This is a genomic window from Paenibacillus hamazuiensis, assembly GCF_023276405.1.
In the GTDB taxonomy this organism is placed as follows: domain Bacteria; phylum Bacillota; class Bacilli; order Paenibacillales; family NBRC-103111; genus Paenibacillus_AF; species Paenibacillus_AF hamazuiensis.
Genome location: NZ_JALRMO010000001.1, coordinates 1,426,238 through 1,444,242 on the forward strand (window position 1 = coordinate 1,426,238; position 18,005 = coordinate 1,444,242).

An 18,005-nucleotide genomic window follows, 5' to 3' on the forward strand; every position below is an offset into this window, starting at 1 on the left:
AAATGACAAACTGGTGGAGTTTGCTCATAATGTGTATGATCGAATTGATCGCGGTCGTGCCGCTGTTGTTGCTGCCGCTTCTCGGGCCCCGCGCGCTGCTGTTTGGTGTTTACGTGCCTGAAAGCGACCGCAATTATCCGGAGGTTCGAGCAATCCGGCGAAAATTTGCCGTTATTTTTGCTCTACTGGCAGCACTGGGCATAGCGGTGGCTGCATCCGTATACGCCGTAACGGATGGCCGGCCCATTCCCGTACTGGCGGCCGGGCTTATCGTTCAGCATCTCGGAGCGCTTGCCGCTTTCATCATAAGCCGCCGCTCAGCGCTCCGGCTGAAGGCGGACCGAAAATGGAAGGTCCCGGCGGACGTGCGCAGAGTGGCCGATTTGAGGTTCCGTCAGAAGCAGGCCGTGCTTCGAAATCGCTGGTACGTGCTTCAATTGCTTTTTGTCGCCGCATGTGCCGGAGCCGCCGTATTGCTGTGGGATCGCATTCCCGATCCGCTCATCACGCATTATGGCTTCGACGGCAAGCCGGACCGTTACTCAGCGAAATCGTTCGGCATCGTTTTTAGCCTCAATATCATACAGCTGTTTCTGGTCGGATTGTTTGCGTTCATAAATACTGTTATACGTAAAAGCAAACAGCAGCTGGACCCGAACCGGCCGGAAGTTTCGCTCGAACAGCAGCTGAAGTCCAGGCGGGCATCGTCGATCTTTTCATACATTTTGTCGTTTGTTATCGTTGCTTTTTTCGGCTATGTTCAGGCGTCGATGCTGTATCAATGGTCGGGCGCGGAAGTCTTTTCGGTCCTATTGCCCTTGATTTTACTGGGAGGCATCCTTGGTTTTATCGTTTACATGAACAAGAAAGGTCTTGATGAACCCGCCGGTTTCAACATGCAGGACGATCGACATTGGCGCGGCGGAGTGTTTTATTACAACGTCGACGACCCGGCATTGTTCGTAGCAAAGAGATACGGCGTCGGTTGGACGCTTAATTTCGCCAGGCCGGGAAGTTGGTTTGTTTTGGCGGCAACTCTTCTGCTGCCGTTAGCGATTATTTCGATCGTAATTTTGCTGAGCCGATCTTGATACTAATGTCCGCTGCGGAATTAGCGAACCGTTATATTATTAATGATAAACCCTCCGGATAACCAGGAGGGCTTTTTATATGTTGCTTATACGGTTTCGATTACCCGGTCCGGTCATCCTGCTTTTGTTCCAGATGACGATCACGAGAGCGGCAATGCTGAGTCAAGCACAGCAAGTGTACATCAGGGAATAGGAGAACCGTTCCGCGAGCGGCCCCATCATCAATCCGCCAAGCGAAAAGCCGAGATCATAAGAGGAAATGAATAACCCCAGCAATATATGACGGGACTTTTCCGACAAAACGAATGTGAGATAGGTGAGCAGCGTCGGATAAATCAAGGCGACGGCAACACCGTTGCAAATGGCCGACAAGTACAAGAGCGGCCCCGCCGTTTGCAGCATGCCCAATAATAATGCCCCTGCAAGTAGATTCGAATAAAACCCGCGGATAACGGACGCGCAGTCCTCATTTTTGCAAATTCCCTTCCTGTGGCGACTATCTTGACACATGGAAATATATCCTGTAACATTCAATCGATAGTGATAATCATTATCATCAATATAGACCGAGAGGGGAAAACATTCAAATGTTTGTTTCAAAGGGCAAGTCGCTGCTTATTATGGCGCTTATCATAGCAACCGCACTTGCAGGCTGCTCCAAAGATAATGCCGCACAAGGCACCGCAGCGGGATCGGTGCAAACGGATAAAACGATCACGGTATCGTGGCCAAGAGATATAGGTACGATGAACCCTCATGTTTACAACCCTTCGCAATTAATCGCACAATCGATGATATATGAACCGCTCGTCAGCTATAAAGAGGGAGGCAAGCTTGAGCCTCATCTGGCGGAATCGTGGGATATATCGAAAGACGGGAAAGAATACACTTTCAAGCTCCGCAAAAATGTCAAGTTTTCCGATGGAACGGACTTTAATGCCGCAGTTGTGAAAAAGAACTTCGATGCAATCATGAAAAATATTAAAAATCATTCCTGGCTCGGTTTTCTTAATGTGCTCGATAAGACAGAGGCTGTAGATGAGCATACGTTCAAAATGACGCTGAAGCAGCCCTATTACCCGACCGTTCAGGAGCTGTCGGTCGTCCGTCCGGTGCGGTTTCTCGGCGAAGCCGGGTTTCCGGATGACGGAGATACCTCCAAGGTCGTGAAGAAGCCGGTCGGCACCGGACCGTGGATGCTGTCGGAATATAAGAAAGACGAATATGCGGAATTTATTCCTAACCCGAACTACTGGGGAGATAAGCCGAAAATCAATAAATTGGTCATCAAAGTTATTCCGGACGGCGAAACGCGCGTCCTTGCTTTTGAGAAAAAAGAGCTTGATCTGATCTACGGAGAAGGCGTTATCAGCATGGATGCGTTTAAGCAGCTGAAAGCATCCGGCAAATACGACACAAGTCTTTCCGAACCCATTGCAACCAGAGAAGTATTAATGAATACCTCCAAAGATATACTTTCGGATTTGCGGGTGCGTCTCGCCTTGCATCACGGTTTTAACAAGCAAGCGATGGTGGACGGGATTACGTCAGGCCTGGAGGAGAAAGCGGATAACATCTTATCCAAAAACTTGCCGTACACGAATATTGACGTAAAGCCGCTTGAATACAATGTAGACAAAGCAAAAGCTTACTTGGAAGAAGCGGGTTGGAAGCTTCCTGCCGGCAAGACCGTTCGCGAGAAAGACGGAAAGCCGCTGGAGCTGGAGCTGCTGTACGAAAAATCCGATCAGGTTCAAAAACCGATGGCGGAAACGCTGCAAGCCGAATGGGGAGCTATCGGCGTCAAGCTGAACATCAAAAGCCTGGAAATTACCGAACATGTGAAACGTTTGCGGGCGGCGGATTTTGATTTGTATTTCTGGAGCAACTACGGGGCACCGTACGATCCGCACTCTTTCATCAATATCGCAGCGACGAATAGCTACGGGATCTCGGAGTCGCTCGCGAACCTGCCTATGAAAAAAGAGCTGGATCAGCAAATAAACGAAGCCTTCCTCACGACCGACGAGAGCAAGCGCCAACAGCTGTACAGTTCCATTTTAAAGACGCTGCAGGAACAGGCAACATTTTTGCCGATCTCGTACCTTAAGAAAACGGCTGTTTATCAAAAAGATGTAAAGGGCTTTGTATTCCCGTCCAATCGGGATGACAACCCGTTCCTCGGACTCGATAAGGCGAATAAGTAAACGGCAGGGAGGTTATGAGTTGCTAAGCTATATCGGGAAACGGATCCTTGCCATCATTCCCATTTTTCTTTTTGCCGCCTTTCTTTCATTCGCAATGATTCACCTTTCGCCTGTCGATCCGGCGGAAGTATATCTTACGGCTGCCCACATTCATCCGACGGAAGAGCTGCTTGCCGAGGTCAGGCATGAATTCGGTCTGGACCGCCCGCTGTTTGTTCAATATGTGAACTCGCTTATAAAAATAAGCCGACTTGATTTCGGCACGTCTTATATTACGAAGGAGCCGGTTTGGCGGGAGGTTGCGCAGCGGATGCCGGCAACACTCCAGCTTGCCTTCAGCAGCATTATATTGGCTGTGCTGATCAGCGTGCCGATCGGCTTTTTATCGGCGGTTTATAAAAACGGCATCATCGACCATGTTACCCGGCTGCTTGCTTTCATCGGCGCTTCCATCCCGCAGTTTTGGCTCGGGTACTTATTGGTTTATTTCTTGTCCGTCAAGCTGGATTTGTTGCCGGTTCAGGGAAGAGGGACATGGGCGCATCTGGTGCTGCCTTCGTTTACGCTGGCACTCGGGCTGATTGCAATCTACAGCCGTCTGCTGCGTACCAGCGTGCTGGAGCAGATGCAGGAGCCGTATGTGCTGTACGCCAGAGCCAGAGGCATCAAAGAGAAGGTCATCATGGGAAAACATGTGCTGAAAATCGCGATATCGCCGATGATTACCGGCCTGGGCATGAACCTGGGAAAGCTGCTTTCCGGCACGATTATTGTCGAGGTTGTCTTTTCTTGGCCAGGCTTTGGCCGTTATTTTGTCGACTCGATTTTAAACAGGGATATCCCGGTCATTCAATGTTATGTGCTTCTTGCAGCTTGTCTGTTTATCGTGTGCAACCTGATCGTGGATCTTCTCCAGATGGCAATGGACCCGCGAATTTCACGCAAAGGAAGAACCGGATTATGATCGCCAGTATACTAACCGGCCTCAGAAGCCGGAAGACGGCTCAGGCATGCATAGTTTTTTTGCTTGTTCTCTTTATTCTTACCATCCTGGCTCCCTGGATTTCTCCGCATGATCCGATTCAGGTCAATTTGACGTTAAAGCTGCAGCCGCCTTCATTGGACTATCCGCTGGGCACCGATCATTTGGGACGCTGCATTTTATCCCGTCTTTTGCATGGCGCCCGGATTTCATTAGGTTTCGCGTCTCTGATCTTCATCTCCTCTTTGGGGATCGGCCTGTTCGTCGGAGCCATTGCCGGCTATAAAGGCGGGCCGGTCGATTATGTTCTGATGCGGCTCTGCGAAGGGGTGATGGCGTTTCCGAATCTTGTGCTCATTCTGGGATTGGTCGGGATCTTCGGACCGGGAATGCCGCAGGTCGTTTTGGCGATGATGCTCGTACAATGGGTATATTACGCCCGGATGTTCCGGGGCATGGTTCTCAGCTTAAAGGAGCAAAATTTCGTCATCGCCGCCCAAATAAGCGGATCCTCGCAGTGGAAAATTATTAGGCGGCACATCATTCCCAATGTGCTCCCCCCAATCGTCGTTATGGGAACTCTGGAAATGGGCTGGGCGATTATGGATATTTCCGCGCTCTCCTTTCTTGGACTTGGCATTCAGCCGCCTGCGCCGGAATGGGGGGCGATGATTCACGAAGGAAAATCGTTCATACGCAGCAATCCGGAATTAATGTTATACCCGGGAATCATGATTCTTCTCGTCGTCGTTTCGTTCAATTTGCTGGGTGAAGCTTTGTCGGAACGGTTTGGCGTCAAGCGACTTTTGGAAAAGGAATGAGAGCATTGAGTGATAAACAAGGCCATGTATTGCAGGTAAGCTGCCTTCACGTAAAGGTTAAAACGGCGCATGGACATCTTTCCCTTGTCAAGGGTGTTGAGTTCGCTCTGAAGCCTGGCCGTGTGCTCGGTTTTGTCGGAGAAAGCGGAAGCGGCAAATCGGTCACCAGCTTGTCCATTTTGCAGCTGCTTGATCGGAAATCAACCGTTGTGGAAGGCAGTATCCAGTTAAACGGCCGTGAGCTGAACGGGCTTCATGCCGAAGAGATGAGGCGCATACGCGGGAAAGAGATCGCTCTTATTATGCAAAATCCAATGAATGCCTTCTCTCCTGTGTTTACAATAGGCGATCAGTTTGTGGAAACGATCCGCACGCATACCGGATTCGGCAAAAAGCAGGCGGCCGAATTGGCGGCTGACGCTTTGCATGATGTGAATTTGCCGGATCCGGCCGCATTGATGAGGCGATACCCGTTTGAGCTGAGCGGAGGAATGCTGCAGCGGGTGATGATCGCCAATGCGATGTGCCTGCAGCCGTCGGTGCTCATCGCCGATGAGCCGACGACAGCGCTTGATGCGGCCAACCAACTGCAGGTGCTTCGCCAGCTTGAGCGCATTCGCTCGGATTACGGCACGGCGATTCTTTTGATATCCCACGATTTGGGGGTCATATCGGAAATGGCGGACGAGGTGGCCGTTATGCAGCAGGGACGGATCGTAGAGAAAGCGGACGTCTTCGAGCTGTTCGATCACCCGCAGCATGCGTATACGAAAATGCTGCTCGATGCCAGACTGACGCTGCCGATTCATCAGCCGGCCGAGGAGCTTGTATTGTCATGAATGCCGTGCAGCCGCAGGTTATTGTTCCGCAGGAGCGTCCGTTTGGTTCGAAGGCGATCCGGATTTACCTTGTATCGATATTATTTTACACCACGAGCCATGTCCTTTTGATTTTGCTTCCTCTGGAATCGCATGCGCTTGGGGCGAGCCCCGCCCAGATCGGTCTGATTATGGGCGCATATATGTTTACTTCCATGTTCTTAAGGCCTACAGCCGGTAAAATGGTCGACAAGCTTGGCACGAAACGAATATTTGCCGCAGCGCTTGTGATGAATGTGGTCGTCATCTCCATGTATCTCATCCATGAGCTTTGGGTGTTCGCTCTGCTCCGCATGCTGCAGGGGGTCATTCTTTCCTTTTTTTCCATGGTCTCGCATCTCATGATCATCCGGGTATTACCGGATAAAACGCGTGGGCAAGGACTGTCGCTTTTTTCTCTATCATCGATGCTACCCTATACGTACGGTCCTTTTCTCGTACTTTATTTTGCGGATAAAGTGCCTATATCCTATATCTTTTTGGCCTTGATCGCGCTAAGTTTGACGACACTTTTCGTCGGCATGACCCTCCGGTTACCGGATCTTCAAAAGCATGGGCAGTCACAAGCGGCAAATCCATACAGCAGCGAGCCTTACAGAGGATGGAAAGAGCGGAACCTGCTGCTTCCATCGGTCATTATGCTTATGGCTTCGGCCATGATCGGTACGATAGCGGCCTTTCTTCCGCTTTATCTGGAGAAGCGCGGATTGCCTTTTGCCGGAACGTATTTTTTGACTGAAACGGCGGTACTTATCGTACTGCGCTTCTTCGGCCGAAAAATGATTCCGACAGGCGGCCGTTTTCCGGTTCTTATCGTCGCCGTCCTTATTTTTCTTATGACGACTGCCGCAGGTTTGGTTCGGATAGCTGAATCCCTGCCCTTATTACTGCTTGCAGCGGTTTGCAACGGGATTGCTTTGTCGATGCTGTATCCGACTCTGCTGACGCATGTTTCGTTTATCGTGCCGGAACGGTTCAGAGGCAGAGGGATAGGGCTGTTCATCGCCGCCGCCGACTTCGGAACATCGGTAGGCACTCTGGGGTTAAGTCTGGTTGCAAACTCGTATTCTTACGAGGTCATGTTTTCCGGCTGTATGGTCATCGGGGCGGCAGCTTTTCTGCTTATTCTGATGCAGGCAAAAAAGGAGGGGGTGACGAAGTGAGCTTGCTGCAGGTGGTTGACATTACTCATGCTTATGCGCCTTCCCGTTTGTTCCGGCGGATGCAGCGGCAAACGGCGGTGCTTTCCGGCGTTTCCCTCTCGATTGAACCGGGACAATGTCTGGGGCTGCTCGGCACGAGCGGAGCGGGCAAAAGCACGCTGGGCAAAGTGATCCTCGGATTGGAAAAGCCGCAGAAAGGACAGGTCCTGTTTCAAGGAATCGATCTTTACCATGCGGACACCGCCGTCCGCAAACGGCTTCGCCGCGATCTTCAAGTCGTATTTCAAGATTGCTATTCCTCTGTAAACCCTCGCATGACGGTGGAACAAATTATCGCGGAGCCGCTGCAAAACTATGAGATCTTATCCACGCAGGAGCTGAAACGAACGATTGGGGAACTGCTCGAAAGAGTCGGGCTAAATCCGGATCATTCGAGGAATTATCCCCATCAATTCAGCGGCGGACAGCTGCAAAGGATCAATATTGCGAGAGCGATTGCACTTAAACCGAAGCTGATTGTTTTGGATGAGGCGGTCAGCAGTTTGGATATGGTGACGCAGGCGCATATATTGAGCTTATTAAAGGAATTAAAGTCGAGCTTCGGCCTTTCTTATCTTTTTATTACTCATGACATTAAAGCGGCTTACTCCATTTCCGATTCACTGGCTTTTATGGAAAAAGGCGAAATCGTTGAACGGATGGACGATAAATCGCAGCTTTTATCGTCGAATCACACGGCTGTGAAAAGTTTGGTGGGATCCGTTCTTTCCGAGCATCCGCGAAATCGTACCATCAAAGCTTGATGACGGCAGTCAGTCGTTCGAATCGAAGCCGTAATGACGGAGGAGATCTTGCGCCCGCTCGCCGATCCGGTCGACGATTTCCCGCGGTTCCAACACTTTGGCATCGGAGCCAAGCTGGAAAAAATACATGGCCGCGAATTCCGTCTCGCTTTTGTCGATCACGGTATCGATACAGCCGCGTTCCGGACCGGTTGCCACGATATGCGGCTCCAGCCACGGCTGGCTGCGGCACTGCCTCATGCCTTCTCTGGTTAACTCCACATAAAGACGTACCGGCAGTTGCGGGGGTTGGCGGGAAAGCCGGTCCAACCATGTGGGCAGGTCGATGGGCGGCTCGAGCTTTTGCCCTGTTTTTTCCAAGGCCGAGATCCGGTCCGTCCGAAACAGGCGAATTTCGCCGCTTTCCAGGTCGATGGCGGGCATGTACCAGAAGCCGTCGTGAGCATATACCCCGATCGGCGCAACCGCTCTCTCCGTATTTTTCGTTTTCGACACGTACTCGATTTTCAATACTTGCCGTTCTGCGGCCGCCTCGATAATTTCCTTCAAAAAGGGAGACGGGACGGTTCTTTTTTGATTCCAGAAGGAGATGACCGTCTCCAAACGGTCCACTTTTCTCTTCGCATCGCCGGGAAGATGGGCATAAAGCTTTCCGGAGACGGAGTTCACGTTGATATCAAACGGCAGCGACGGATAATACTTCAGCGCTTGAAAGGCGAAAAAAACGGCGAATGCCTCGTCTTCGTCGAACATGATCGGCGGCAGCATTCTGCTGCGCAGCAGCCGGTAACCTCCGCTTCGGCCCGTTTCCGTGTAAAGCGGAACGCCCATCTCGCTCAGGTCCGCCAAATACCGGTGGGCGGTCCGGACGGATATTCGGAACTCATCGGCAACCTCCTGCGCAGTAAAGCTGCGCTTCATATTGACGTATGCGATCAGATCGAACAAAAGCTTTGCCTTCGACATCCGAATCCTCCTGTATTTCAAACCATGACAGGTTTTGTCATGGTTTTAGTTTATTTTCATTATAAACGATACGAGGAGGGAAAAGCACCATGCAAAAATACGATTCCATTCAAGTCAGCGGTGCCAGGGAAAAAAATCTGAAAGCCATTCATATCGCCATTCCGAAAAAGCGGATTACGGTATTTGCCGGCGTATCCGGCTCCGGGAAATCGGCGCTCGTGTTCGATACGATTGCGGCCGAATCGCAGCGGCAGCTGAACGAAACGTATTCCAGCTTCGTCCGAAACAGGCTGCCCCATTACGGAAAACCCGAGGCGGATGCCATTGCAAATTTGCCGGCGTCTATCGTGATCAATCAGAAGCGGTTCGGCGGTAACGCCAGATCGACCGTCGGGACGGCCACGGACATCTATGCTTTGCTGCGTCTGCTGTATTCCCGGTTCGGGACCCCGTTCGTCGGCTATTCCGACGTATTTTCCTTCAACAATCCGCAAGGCATGTGCCCGGATTGTGAAGGCTTGGGCAAAACGAAGGCGATCCTTGTCGACCGTCTGATCGACAAGGAAAAATCGCTTAACGAGGGGGCGATCCTGTTTCCCACGTTCAGACCCGGCGAGGTACGGTGGAAACGGTACGTCTGCACCGGCCTGTTCGATAACGACAAAAAACTGAAGCTGTTTACCGAAGAGGAAATGGACACGCTGCTGTACAAGGCGGGGTTCAAGCCGCCGAATCCGACCGAGGGTTGGCCGCCGACCTCGTTCTACGAAGGCGTCGTCCCCCGAATCAAGCGAACTTTCCTGCATAAGGACTCCTCCCGCGACGCCGAGCGTTACAAAGAGGAGATCGACCGGATTGCAGCCGAGGAAACTTGTCCGGCATGCCGGGGCGGAAGACTGAACAAAGCCGTGCTCTCATGCCAAATTGACGGAAAAAGCATTGCCGACTGCTCGAATATGCAGATCAGCGAATTGATCGAATTTATCCGGTCGATCCGCGAACCGCAGGCACGGATGGTTACGGATGCGATCGTCAAGCAGCTTACCCATCTGATAGAGATCGGGCTCGGGTATTTAAGCTTGAACCGCGAATCATCCAGCCTGTCGGGAGGCGAGTCTCAGCGGATCAAGCTGGTTCGCCAGCTCGGCAACAGCCTGACCGATCTGGCTTATATTTTGGACGAGCCAAGCATCGGCCTGCATCCCCACGATGTCGGCAGAATCAATCGGCTGCTGCGGGAACTCCGGGATAAAGGAAACACCGTTCTGATCGTGGAGCACGACCCCGACGTAATCCGGCTTGCCGATCATATTGTGGAAATCGGACCGGGCGCCGGGTCGAAAGGCGGAACGGTCGTCTATGAAGGAGACTTGCACGGTCTGTTGTCGGCGGAAACGTTGACGGCCCGATTTTTGAAGCGCACGCTTTCCTTTAAAGACGAAGTCCGGCAGCCTTCCGGTTGGCTGGAGATCAACCGTGCCAACGACAATAACCTGAAAGAGATCAGCGTTCGTATCCCGACCGGGGTGATGACGGTCATTACCGGCGTGGCGGGTTCGGGCAAAAGCACTTTGGTGCACCAATCGTTTGCGAGGCGGTATCCCGAAGCAATTGTCATCGATCAGAGGGCGATCGGAGCTTCGAACCGTTCCAACATAGCCACGTATACCGGAATATTCGATGCGATCAGGGAGCTTTTTGCGAAGAAAAATGGGGTCAGCCCTTCGCTGTTCAGCTTTAACTCGCAAGGAGCTTGCCAGACTTGCAAAGGATTGGGGAAGGTCTATACCGATTTCGCCTTTATGGACACGGTGGAGTCCGTGTGTGAAGCGTGCCGCGGCAGACGTTTCACCGATGAGGTGCTCGCATATCCGCTTCGCGGCAAAAATATTAGCGAAATTCTTGCCATGTCCGTTGAGGAGGCTTTGTTATTTTTTCAGGAAAATGAAGTTACGCAGACGCTCTTGAGGCTGCAGGAGACAGGGATCGGTTATGTGCCCTTGGGTCAGCCGCTCAGCACGTTGTCGGGCGGCGAACTGCAGCGGGTCAAGCTGGCGGCCGAACTGGAAGGCAGCGGCAATGTGTACGTGCTGGATGAGCCGACCACAGGACTTCATATGTCGGATGTCGACCGGCTGATCGGCATTTTGAACCGGCTCGCCGACAGAGGAAATACGGTGATCGTGATCGAGCACAATATGGAGGTGGTTTGCCAAGCGGACTGGATCGTCGACCTGGGCCCCGGCGCCGGCGCTGAGGGAGGAAGGCTGATGTTCGAAGGCGTTCCCCGGGACATCGTCGATTGCAGCGGCTCCATTACCGGAAATTATCTGAAGGAAGCCGTCAATCGGAAGACGGGGGGATGATGAAAGGAACCCGGCCCAAGCTTGCGGCGCAACAGGTAGCCAGCATTCCGGAATGCCGTTATAATAGGTTTACCTTTTCGCGTTCAAGGAGTGTCCGGACTATGTTCAAGAGAATGAGCAGCCTTTCGCTGCGATCCCGGCTGCTGGTGTCTTACATTGTGCTGATAACCGTATCCATAGGCATTCTCGGGATCGGTTATTATTACAAAAGCTCCGAGGTTGTGCTGGAAAACGCAAGCCAAACGATCTTAAGCATCGTGAAGAAGGGGAACCAGTCGCTGGACGACAAGTTCAGCAGTGTAGAGAAAATTGCCGTCAACATGCATCTGGACGATGAGCTGTACCGTTTTTTCAACGAAAAGGCTAGCCAAAGCCACGGGTACGCTTACGAAGACGATCGCAGCATCTCCCGTATTTTGCAAAAATATTTCCCGATGTCCGAAGATTTATATTCGGTCAATTTGGTTACCGCCAAATATATATACGGGGACAACCCGAATTTCTGGATCCCGAAAACCAATATGTCGGATTCCGACATTTATCATGCGGGTCTTCAGTCTACCGAACGTACGACCTGGATTCCTACTTACAACCTGCTGAGAAAATATTATGCGATTTCCCGGCATGCCGAATCGAAAGACCAATACGTGTTTACCGCAACGAGACTGATTAATTTGTGCACCTCCAAAAATCATTTGCTGCAATGTTTAAACGAAAATGCCGATAAGCCGGTGCTGATCGTCAATTTTCAGGAGGATATGCTCAAGAAGGCGTTCGCGGAAAGCTTGGCGATCAAAGGCTCTTATTACTACGTGCTCACTCCCGGCAACGAAGTGGTGTCCCACTCGGGCAATGTAGGCGGAGATCCGAAATCATCGCCCGACCGGGAGTGGACCCGCAGAGCGTCAGAAGCGGGCAGCGGTACGGAAATCGTGCGGATCAACGGGAAAAAGATGGTCGTATGTTTTGACAAAATTGCCACAACGGGCTGGTTGTCCGCCGTATTTATTCCGTACGACAACCTGCTCTCCACCGTTCCGAACATGGTCACGTTTACGATCTATTCCACGGGTGTGGCGATGCTGCTGTCCGTTTTCTTCGCCTCCATTACATCCGGGCGCATTGTACGGCCTGTCAAGAAGCTGATGATCGGCATCAAGCGGATGGGGGAAGGCCATTTCAACTCGAAAATCGAAGCGGCCGGCTCGGGGGAGCTTGTGACGCTGATCCATAAATTCAACCAGATGAACGATAAAATACAGCTGCTTATCGACGAAAACTATCAAGTGCGGATCAAGGAGATGGAGGCGGAACTTAAAGCGCTCAATTTTCAGTTCAACCCGCATTTTCTGTACAATACATTAAATACGCTTAATTATTTGGCAATCGAAAATGAACAGCCCGTCATCAGCCATTTCCTGGTGGAGCTTTCGGAGATGCTTTCTTATACCGCCAAGGGGCCCGGGCTTGTGCCATTTCGCGAGGATTACCGCTATTTGCAGAATTATGTGTCCATCATGAAACTCCGGTTTCAGGAAAAATTTCAGGTTCGTTACGATATCGATCCGATGCTGCTCGAGGCTGATGTGCCCAAATTTCTTCTGCAGCCGTTTGTGGAAAACGCACTGATTCACGGTTTGGAAGAGCGGGAAGCGGACGGGGTGATCGAGATATCCGGCAAACGGTCAAACGACAGGCTGATTTTCACGGTTGCCGATAACGGCAAGGGGATAGAGCCGGAAGTTTTGCAAAATCTGCTTAAAGACCGCGATACAAACAGCAGCGGCCGGGGACATCATTCGATCGGCATTGAAAATGTGGACAAACGGATCAAACTTTTGTACGGCGCTGAGTACGGCGTAAACCTCGAGTCTGCCCCCGGAGCGGGAACGAAGGTTACGATCGTGCTGCCGTATACGGATAAAAACGTAACGAAGTCCACCAATAGTTGATTTTTACAGTGGGAACGAAAGCGCGGGAATATTATGATGAAAGCGTAAACAAAAAACTACCTGTTTCTAGGAGGGTCATCGCTTTGAAAAAATTAAAAATGATTATTCCCGTCGCAATTGGCGTATCCTTAGTGGCCGGGTGCAGCGGCGAAGCCGGCAAAACGGATGCGGGAGGCAATGCGGATGCATCGGCCAAAGGCGCGGTGCAGCTCACTTATTGGCGGCCGCAGGCGAGCGGGCCGGAGGACGACTTTTACAAAAACAGAGTGGAAGCCTTCAACAAGGCATACGAAGGAAAAATCAACGTCAAGATGGAAGCGGTCACAAGGGGCAACTCCTTCGCTTATGAGGACAAGGTGAATGCGGCGGTCGCTTCCCATACGCTCCCGGATGTCATTGCCCTGGACGGCCCGAATGTGGCGAATTATGCATCCTCGAAAATTTTGGTTCCGCTCGACTCTTATTTTACGAAAGACGATATGAACGATTTTGTTCCGTCGATTATTCAGCAGGGCACCTACGAGGGCAAATTTTATGCGGTAGGCATGCAGGAGTCTTCGGTCGTGCTGTTCTACAACAAGAAGATGATGAAGGAGCACGGCATTGAGCCGCCGACCAGCATGGATAAAGCCTGGACTTGGGACGAGTGGTACGATGTGATGAAGAAGACGGCCAAGGACGGCGTATTCGGAACGAATATGATCAACGATAAAGGCGAATGGATGACGTATGCGTTTGAACAGATGTGGATTTCGGGCGGCACCGATATCGTCAGCAAGGACGGCAAGACGGCTTCGGGTTACGTAAACGGACCTAAAGGGATCGAAGCGGCGCAATTTCTGCAAAAGCTTTCCAAAGAGAAGCTTTTCAACATTGATCCGAAGCCGACGGAATTCGAGGAGGGCAAGGCGGCAACCAAGCTGGGAGGACCGTGGAACATCCCGGGCTTTAAGGATTATCCAAACCTGGAGTGGGGCATCACGTATTTTCCGAAAAAAGCGGGCGGCACGCTTACGGCGCCTTCGGGCAGCTGGGCGATCGGGATAAGCGCCGACAGCAAATACCCGAAGGAGGCGGCGGAATTCGTCAAATGGATGACGAACACGGAATCGTCCGTCGGAATCGCCAAAGCGGTCAGCATGCCGGCAAGCCGCAAGAGCGCGTACGAGAAAATGCCGGAATACAACGAATTGCCTTTAAAAATCATTAAAGAGCAGGTCACCACCGTTTCGCACGCCCGGCCGGTAACTCCCGCGTACCCCTTGCTGACGCAAAAATTCGCCGAAGCGCTGACGGACATCATGATGGGCGGCGACGTGAAGAAGTCGCTGGACAATGTCGCAGACGCTTACGATTCGGAATACAAAAAGAATTATGCGAAGTAATGCCGCACCGGCTGAAAGGGTTGAGAAGCGCATGGAGATCGTATCCCATCCTGCCCGGGCGGAGCACGGCAGCAAGCCGGCGGCCAGCCTGAGAAGCGGCAAACGGAAGGAATCTTTAACCGGCTACGCCTTTGTTTTTCCGGCCGTGGTGCTCTTGATCGTGTTTTTGCTGGTGCCTTTCCTGCTTGCGATCGCGCTCGGCTTTACGAAGTTCAATCTGCTGCGCCCGGAGGATATTTCGTTTATCGGCCTGCGGAACTACCTGGATATTTTTCAGGATAAGCTGTTTTATAAATCGCTCTTCAACACGATGTACTTCACCGTCATCGTCGTTCCGGTCCAGTGCGGCGTCGCGCTCATCTTGGCGCTGCTCGTAAACAATGCGCTGCCGTTCCGAAATATGTTCCGGATCGCTTACTTCAGCCCGGTCGTTACCTCGATGACGGTAATCGCCATTTTGTGGATTTATCTGTACAATCCGAATGAAGGGCTGATCAATTCCTTGCTGGATGCGCTCGGTATTCCGAAGCAGCCTTTTCTCCGCGATAAAAGCCAGGCGATGAATTCGATTATTTTCATGTCGGTTTGGCAGGCGGCCGGTTATCAGATGATGATCTTTCTGGCGGGGCTGCAGGGCATTTCCAGAGACATGTACGAAGCATCGGCGATCGACGGCGCGGGCAAACTTCAGCAGCTGCGCTACATTACGCTTCCGAGCTTGTACAACGTTATCGTATTCGTGCTGATGATCACGACGATTCAGGCCGTCAAGCTGTTCACCCAGCCGTTTATTATGACGAACGGCGGGCCGGAGAATTCGACGCGAACGCTCGCTCTGTTCATTTACCAGCAGGGCTTTCAATTCCGCAACGCCGGCTACGCTTCCGCGGCGTCGGTTATTTTTTTCCTGATCGTCCTGCTGATTTCGCTGCTGATGCGGAAGTTTCTCAAAGATAAGTAGAACGGAGGAGGGAGGGACCCATGCCTGCCAAACGCAGCATCGCTGTACTGTACAGCCTTAACATCGTGATTTCCTTGTTGTTTATTGTCCCGCTGCTGTGGATGATCGTTTCTTCGTTCAAGCCGGAAAACCGGATTTTTGCCGATTTGAGCTCCATCAAGGCGATCCTGCCGGTCGATTTCACGTTGGATAACTACATCAAAGCGTTTCAGCGAATTCCTATGATGAAATATTTGTTCAACAGCCTGTTTTATGTGACGGTCATCGGACTTTGCGGCCTCGGCGTAAACTCGATTTGCGGCTATGCGCTGGCCAAGCTGAATTTTAAGGGCAGGACGCTGATTCTTACGGCCATCATCGCGCTGATGATCGTCCCGTTCGAGAGCATCTTGATGCCGCTTTACGTGGTGGTCAATTCGCTGCATTGGGTCAACACCTGGTGGGCGCTGATCGTTCCGTTCGTAGCGAATTGCTTCAGCATCTTCATGTTCCGGCAGTTTTTTATGGACATTCCGAATGAGCTTCTGGAGGCGGCCGCCATCGACGGCTCCTCCCCGTTTCGGACCTTCGCCACGGTGGTCGTTCCTTTGTCCGGCCCGGTGTTTACCACCGTGTTTATACTCGATTTTATATCCCATTGGGGAGATTTCCTATGGCCCATACTGGTGACGACGGGAGAAAAGCTGCGCAATGTGCAGCTTGGCATCCAAACCTTTTTCACGCTGCCGCCGGTGTATTACGGACAAATTATGGCCGCTCTTACGTTTACGACGCTGCCGATCGTGATCCTTTTCTTGCTGCTGCAAAAATATTATATTCAAGGTATAACAAACACAGGGCTAAAAGGATAAACACATGAGACGCATATTGGTTGTTGACGACGAAGCCATTCAGCGCAGAGTGCTCGGGAAAATTATCCGGAATGCCGTGCCCGCTTATGAGGTGCTTGAGGCCGGCAACGGCAAAGCGGCGCTGGACCTTGTCAGGGAGACGGCCATCGACATCGTGCTTACGGACATCCGTATGCCGATGATGGACGGATTACAATTTATCGAAAATTTGCAGCAGCTGCGGCAGGGCGTCAAAATCGTCATATTGACCGGGTACCGTTATTTTGAATACGCGCAAAAAGCGATTCAATTGGGGGCTTCCGACTTTTTGCTGAAGCCGGTGCGGGAGGAAACGATCGCCGAAACGATCAAAAGGATGGACATGACTCTGAAGCAGGAGCGGGAAACTTGGCAGCAAGTGTCCGCTTATTACGGGCAAATGCTGCACGATTGGGTCGTATTCGGCATTCAGGACCAGCGGCAGGAGATCATCGCGAAATTTTCGCTGCAGCATCGGGGGATGGTATTCGTCACCGAGCTGTTACCGTATGCCACTATCCCGGACCGCATGCAGGAAGAGCTGCGAAGTAATGTGAGCCGCAGGTTGAATGAATTTATGGAGCCGCACGGCTCTGCCGTTTCTTTTATGTCCAAAGAAAACAACGCGCATATCGTGACCTTGATCACGTACCGCGAGCATTCGCCCGTCGATGAGCTGTTTATGAGGCTGGCGGGCGAGCTTGCCGCCGAGTTCGGTCATGAAGCCGCCGTTTTTCTGGGCATCGGGAATGAAAAGCCGGTGGCGGAATCCGTCCGGCAGTCGTATTTGGAAGCGCTCGAGGCAGTCACATTTCGCTATTACCTGCAGGGGAAGGCACTGACGTTCAGACATGCGGCAGACCGGACGTGCGGGTTTGCCTATAACGCCGCCAAGGAAGAGGAGCTCATCAAGGAAGCGATCCGCAAGACGCGGGACGAAGAGCTCGCCGGGTTGGCGGAAGAGCTGTTTGCCGGTGCGCTCAGCAAAGGGTTTCCGCCGGTGGAGCAGTGGAAAAATACGCTCGTCCGAATTATGGTCAATGTCTCCTACGCGGTAAAGGATTTCATGCCCGAGGCTGAATACGTCAGCACTGTTTCCGTGCTGGAGGAACGGCTGCGCCGATGTTCCGATAACGCGGAGGCGAAGAATCGGTTTACCGAGGCGCTTCTTATGTTCAGCAGCACGATTAGGGGACACAGATCGAAGAAACACGAAACGGTGATCGAGAAGTTTGCTGCCTTTATGGACGGTGCGTATATGCAGGACCTTTCCTTGGAAACCGTGGCGAGGCAGCTGTATTTCAGCCCGAACTATTTGAGTGCGATGATTAAAAATCAAACGGGGATGACATTCAGCAAATATTTATCCGACGTCAGATTGAAAAAAGCCGTGAAGCTGCTGGAAGAGACGGAACTTAAAGTATACGAGATCGCCGCCAGGGCCGGCTTCCGCGATGAAAAATATTTTTACCGAGTATTCAAAGGAAAGTTTGGCTTAACGCCGGATGAGTATAGAAGAGAACGAGCGCAGTAGAAAATTGGTGAAAGATGGAGGTGGAGC

15 protein-coding genes are annotated in these 18,005 nt (G+C 51.8%); 13 read left to right on the top strand and 2 right to left on the bottom strand.

Annotation, left to right across the window (positions count from 1 at the left end; genetic code table 11):
- Positions 1 to 2: 2 nt before the first annotated feature.
- Complete coding sequence (locus MYS68_RS06105; RefSeq protein WP_248924974.1) at positions 3 to 1,091, top strand: DUF1648 domain-containing protein; 1,089 nt, start codon at positions 3 to 5, stop codon at positions 1,089 to 1,091.
- 162 nt (positions 1,092 to 1,253) lie between these two features.
- On the opposite strand, the gene MYS68_RS06110 is transcribed toward MYS68_RS06105, so the two are convergent.
- Complete coding sequence (locus MYS68_RS06110; protein ID WP_248924975.1) at positions 1,254 to 1,499, bottom strand: hypothetical protein; 246 nt, start codon at positions 1,497 to 1,499, stop codon at positions 1,254 to 1,256.
- Positions 1,500 to 1,678: 179 nt separating this feature from the next.
- Here MYS68_RS06110 and nikA point away from each other — a divergent pair, with 179 nt between their 5' ends.
- From nikA to nikE, 6 genes are read left to right on the top strand one after another with little or no spacing between them, the layout of a single operon-like run.
- Positions 1,679 to 3,298 (top strand): nickel ABC transporter substrate-binding protein, encoded by a 1,620-nt coding sequence (gene nikA / locus MYS68_RS06115; RefSeq protein ID WP_248924976.1) that lies wholly within the window; start codon positions 1,679 to 1,681, stop codon positions 3,296 to 3,298.
- Positions 3,299 to 3,317: 19 nt separating this feature from the next.
- Complete coding sequence (gene nikB, locus MYS68_RS06120) at positions 3,318 to 4,262, top strand: nickel ABC transporter permease subunit NikB (RefSeq protein ID WP_248924977.1); 945 nt, start codon at positions 3,318 to 3,320, stop codon at positions 4,260 to 4,262.
- Complete coding sequence (gene nikC, locus MYS68_RS06125; RefSeq protein WP_248924978.1) at positions 4,259 to 5,101, top strand: nickel ABC transporter permease subunit NikC; 843 nt, start codon at positions 4,259 to 4,261, stop codon at positions 5,099 to 5,101. The genes nikB and nikC overlap by 4 nt, the downstream gene beginning before the upstream one ends.
- Positions 5,098 to 5,940: a nickel import ATP-binding protein NikD gene (nikD, locus tag MYS68_RS06130; RefSeq protein ID WP_420852095.1), complete on the top strand. Its 843-nt coding sequence runs from the start codon at positions 5,098 to 5,100 to the stop codon at positions 5,938 to 5,940. The genes nikC and nikD overlap by 4 nt, the downstream gene beginning before the upstream one ends.
- Positions 5,937 to 7,142, top strand: a complete 1,206-nt coding sequence (gene cntE / locus MYS68_RS06135; RefSeq protein ID WP_248924980.1) for a staphylopine family metallophore export MFS transporter CntE — start codon at positions 5,937 to 5,939, stop codon at positions 7,140 to 7,142. Before nikD ends, cntE begins: the two co-directional genes overlap by 4 nt.
- Positions 7,139 to 7,945: a nickel import ATP-binding protein NikE gene (gene nikE / locus MYS68_RS06140; RefSeq protein ID WP_248924981.1), complete on the top strand. Its 807-nt coding sequence runs from the start codon at positions 7,139 to 7,141 to the stop codon at positions 7,943 to 7,945. Before cntE ends, nikE begins: the two co-directional genes overlap by 4 nt.
- Before the next feature lie 9 nt (positions 7,946 to 7,954).
- Here nikE and MYS68_RS06145 read toward each other — a convergent pair whose 3' ends face one another.
- Positions 7,955 to 8,911 (bottom strand): helix-turn-helix transcriptional regulator, encoded by a 957-nt coding sequence (locus MYS68_RS06145; protein ID WP_248924982.1) that lies wholly within the window; start codon positions 8,909 to 8,911, stop codon positions 7,955 to 7,957.
- An 89-nt stretch (positions 8,912 to 9,000) separates the two neighbouring features.
- Here MYS68_RS06145 and MYS68_RS06150 point away from each other — a divergent pair, with 89 nt between their 5' ends.
- The 6 genes from MYS68_RS06150 (at position 9,001) to MYS68_RS06175 (ending at position 17,978) form a co-directional block, all read left to right on the top strand.
- The gene (locus tag MYS68_RS06150) at positions 9,001 to 11,277 is read left to right on the top strand and encodes an ATP-binding cassette domain-containing protein (protein ID WP_248924983.1); all 2,277 of its coding nucleotides are present in this window, start codon (positions 9,001 to 9,003) and stop codon (positions 11,275 to 11,277) included.
- Positions 11,278 to 11,378: 101 nt separating this feature from the next.
- Positions 11,379 to 13,229 (top strand): cache domain-containing sensor histidine kinase, encoded by a 1,851-nt coding sequence (locus tag MYS68_RS06155; protein WP_248924984.1) that lies wholly within the window; start codon positions 11,379 to 11,381, stop codon positions 13,227 to 13,229.
- 83 nt (positions 13,230 to 13,312) lie between these two features.
- Positions 13,313 to 14,614, top strand: coding sequence for an ABC transporter substrate-binding protein (locus MYS68_RS06160; RefSeq protein ID WP_248924985.1), 1,302 nt, complete (start codon positions 13,313 to 13,315; stop codon positions 14,612 to 14,614).
- Between the two features lie 31 nt (positions 14,615 to 14,645).
- Entirely contained in the window at positions 14,646 to 15,575 is a 930-nt protein-coding gene (locus MYS68_RS06165; RefSeq protein WP_248924986.1) for a carbohydrate ABC transporter permease, read from the top strand.
- 20 nt (positions 15,576 to 15,595) lie between these two features.
- Positions 15,596 to 16,426 carry a carbohydrate ABC transporter permease gene (locus tag MYS68_RS06170; RefSeq protein ID WP_248924987.1) on the top strand — a complete coding sequence of 277 codons (831 nt, stop codon included), beginning with the start codon at positions 15,596 to 15,598 and terminating at the stop codon, positions 16,424 to 16,426.
- A gap of 4 nt (positions 16,427 to 16,430) precedes the next feature.
- A complete protein-coding gene (locus MYS68_RS06175; protein ID WP_248924988.1) occupies positions 16,431 to 17,978 on the top strand; it encodes a response regulator in 1,548 nt (515 codons plus the stop codon).
- Positions 17,979 to 18,005: the final 27 nt, after the last annotated feature.